The sequence below is a fragment of the Nostoc sp. CCY0012 genome (assembly GCF_963920855.1).
Lineage (GTDB): Bacteria > Cyanobacteriota > Cyanobacteriia > Cyanobacteriales > Nostocaceae > Cyanocohniella.
On record NZ_CAWUDM010000207.1, the window covers coordinates 1 to 3,357 of the forward strand.

Annotated in this window: 2 protein-coding genes; one reads left to right on the forward strand and one right to left on the reverse strand. The window is 43.7% G+C overall.

Features of this window, described 5'->3' with window-relative positions; translation table 11 throughout:
- Window positions 1–268: 268 nt before the first annotated feature.
- A complete protein-coding gene (locus ACM0OS_RS28575) occupies window positions 269–538 on the reverse strand; it encodes a hypothetical protein (protein ID WP_414546554.1) in 270 nt (89 codons plus the stop codon).
- Window positions 539–791: 253 nt separating this feature from the next.
- Between ACM0OS_RS28575 and hetF the strand changes: the two genes are divergently transcribed.
- Window positions 792–3,308: a cell division protein HetF gene (hetF, locus tag ACM0OS_RS28580; protein ID WP_414546555.1), complete on the forward strand. Its 2,517-nt coding sequence runs from the start codon at window positions 792–794 to the stop codon at window positions 3,306–3,308.
- Window positions 3,309–3,357 lie beyond the last annotated feature (49 nt).

A 3,357-nucleotide genomic window follows, 5' to 3' on the forward strand; every position in this document is an offset into this window, starting at 1 on the left:
AGGGGAGTTAGTTATCAGGGTGCATCTACCAATTCATTCTTCTATTTGCAACTACCATTTTCCGGGAAATTATCGTAATTGTGTGTTTTGACATAAAAAAATCCCCCAACGGGTGTTAGCCAGTCAGGGGAGTTGAAGATCAAGGTGCATCTACCAATTAAAAGTTCTAGGCGGATGCTGACTCATCCGGATAAAGTGATAAGGCCGAGGCCATAAAACAACTTGGTTCAGAAACTAACCAATCTGATATTTCTCTCGAATGTCTGCGTCAGCAAGTTGTACTCATACCCCAAGAACCATACTTTATAATCAACTGCTTGTTTGAGCTTCCTATTCCAAAACTCTCACCCAGATTAATAGCGATCGCAAATTGTGCAAGAGAATATTCAGGAATCTCCCCTGGTGGTAAGTAGTGGTGTGCCAAGCTGATTCCCTGTGACATTTTTCTGCCACTAGAAAGTATAGGCGGATGAGAGGAAACCTGTGCAAAAGGATTTCCATAGTTGGCATCAAGATCTAGTATTTCTTTACTTGACATCTTTCACCTCGCAACAATTAAGTGCCTAACTAGGCTAACTATTACTCTAGTAATAGGGATAAGACTTGAGTACTAGCGATATAAGAAACTAAAAGCATGATTAACTTGTCATAATGAAAAATGAGCATTAGTTGAGCGAGCGTGACCATCGAGTATAAAATTATGCTCATAATAGATGTCTAAACATCGAAAACAACCCTTTTGAACATTGTTTGAGCATTTATGCAAGCAGGATGGCTAGAAACCTTGATTTATGGAGTTTAATCAGGAATTTCACATTTCCGTAACCCCAGTAGGGCAAAATGATTACCTGGTACGAACAGAACGCGTTGCGCCTGGGGTGCCATTGGCAGAAGAACTGGTAACTTGGCCTGTAGCTGAGTGGTTGACATCTGCTGGACATTTAATGAATGATCCATTGAAAGCAGTGTTGCAAGGAGAAGCCATCGCCAGAAACTCTGTCAACCTAGTGGCATTGGGACAGCAATTTTATAATGCGCTGTTTCAAGGTACTTTGCGAGACAGTTGGATTACTGCTCAAGGTATTGCCCAGAATCATCAACAAGTACTGCGTTTACGTTTGGGTTTAAAAGACATCAGGTTAGCACGTCTGCCGTGGGAAGTTATGCACGCAGGCGATCGCCCTTTGGCTACTGGCCCTTATGTGGCTTTTTCTCGCTACCAAAGCGGAATTATGGCTCCATCTCGATTGCCATCCAGAAACAGACCAAACCCAACGGCAACAGGTGGTGTGAAAGTCTTGATGGTGCTGGCTTCCCCTCCTGATCAAGTCCGCCTCGATCTGCTCAAACAAGAAGCTATTAAACTACAAACAGAGCTACAGCGTCAAACACCAAGAGCCGACGAAAGAGGTCAGTATCTTCCAGAAATTGAACTCACCCTCTTAGATCAACCAGGGCGAGAAGAATTGACGCAAGCTTTAGAACAAGGAAGATACCAAGTTTTACATTACTCAGGTCATAGTAACTTAGGGCCGAACGGCGGAGAAATTTATCTTGTCAGCAGAAGAACCGGCTTAACAGAAACCCTCAGTGGCGATGATTTAGCAGGCTTGCTGGTCAATAATAATATTCAAATGGCAGTGTTTAACTCCTGTTGGGGTACATACACAGCTACATCAGATCCCGTGGGAGATATGACAGGTGAACGTAACCTGACCGAAAGTTTAGTCAGGCGCGGGATTAAAAGCGTTTTGGCTATGTCAGAACGTATTCCCGATGAAGTAGCACTAACACTGACACAGTTATTTTACCGCAATCTCAGTCAAGGATATCCCATAGATTTATGCGTAAGCCGGGTACGTCAGGGGTTAATTTCTGCTTATGGTTCTCCCCAATCCTACTGGGCATTACCAATTTTATATCTTCAACAAGATTTTGATGGTCTGTTGTCCCCAGGCACGTCTTTAAGTGCCGAATCAATTAATGGATATAATCAGAATCCCCCTGTGAAGGTAAATCCCACTGCTATGTACTTGGCAATGGCAGATGAGACAGATATACCTTTACCAGTGGAAGAGATGATGCCCTCTGGCTTAGGTCATGACCTTTCAGGGATGGATTGGCTAGGGGAGGAGACATGGGGCGATCTAGTTGATGAAATTGAGTATGATGATGATCCTAATTACGCAGAAGATTCAGCGCTAGTTTCAGATTTGTTTCGTCAGCTAGATAACCAAAAAGCAGCAAATGAGCAATTCCCTGACAGTGAAGAATTTGTAGAACCAATTAGAGATCATGATTTTCCAGAAGAACAGACTTCCGAACAGATTATTCCCCTGAATAGACAAGTAAATTTATGGGGAGACATCCCAGACAACATCACCGAAGCTACCCGCAATTTTCAACAAGAAACAGAGACTAATCCCCTCAGGCGATCGCAACCCCCATCAAGACTGCGACCCCCAGATCGTTATCAGCTAAGACTATGGCCTGTGTTGGGTATTCTAGGAGCCATTGCGATCGCCTCCTTAATCGGCTGGGGTTGGTGGTGGCGAAATCAGCAAGTCTCTGTATTACGTGACATCCCGCCCATTCCTACCCCATCTCTACCCGCCCCCGAACAGCCGCCTATCGACATCAACGAATCGCCCACAGGAATAGTCACCACCACAGCTATGGAAAAAATCAGCCAGGGAGACTTACCCTCTGGTTTAGAAGCGGTAGAAGTACTACTCAATCGGGGGATACTTCCTGCGGCTCAAGCCTCTCTAGACTTAGTACCACCAAAGCAAGCAGATGATCCCGCCGTTAACTTTTTGAGAGGGCGATTAGCATGGCAGTTTGTCCAGATAGGAGACAAAAAATATAGTATTGATGATGCCCGTCGTTATTGGGAAAGTGCTGTTAAATCTGATCCAGATTCAGCTGCGTATACTAACGCTTTGGGATTTGCCCACTACGCAGAAAGCAATTTAAATCGAGCTAATGACTCTTGGTTCAGAGCTTTAAATTTAGCTCTCAACCAGCAAAATACAGCTTCTACTACACCAGTATCTTCTATACAAACAACAATACCGCAAGAAGCTTTAACTGCCTACGCTGGTTTAGCTCTGGGGCTATATAAATCTGCATATAATCAACCTGCTAATAATAAACAAAGACAATATATTAATGAAGCCATCAAATTACGGCAAATGGTGATTAAGGATGATCCTGTAAATTTCCAAATCAATCAATTAAGTCAAAATTGGTTATGGACAGAACAAGCAATTAAAGATTGGCAATCACTCCTGCGAGCAGAGAGTTGAGGGAGATGAAGGAGATGGGGTGATGGGGTGATGGGGTGATGGGGTGATG

Bases quoted from the DNA above. Each gene is read 5' to 3' on its own strand.
- ACM0OS_RS28575 (WP_414546554.1), bottom strand. From the start codon at position 538: ATGTCAAGTAAAGAAATACTAGATCTTGATGCCAACTATGGAAATCCT.
- hetF (WP_414546555.1), top strand. From the start codon at position 792: ATGGAGTTTAATCAGGAATTTCACATTTCCGTAACCCCAGTAGGGCAA.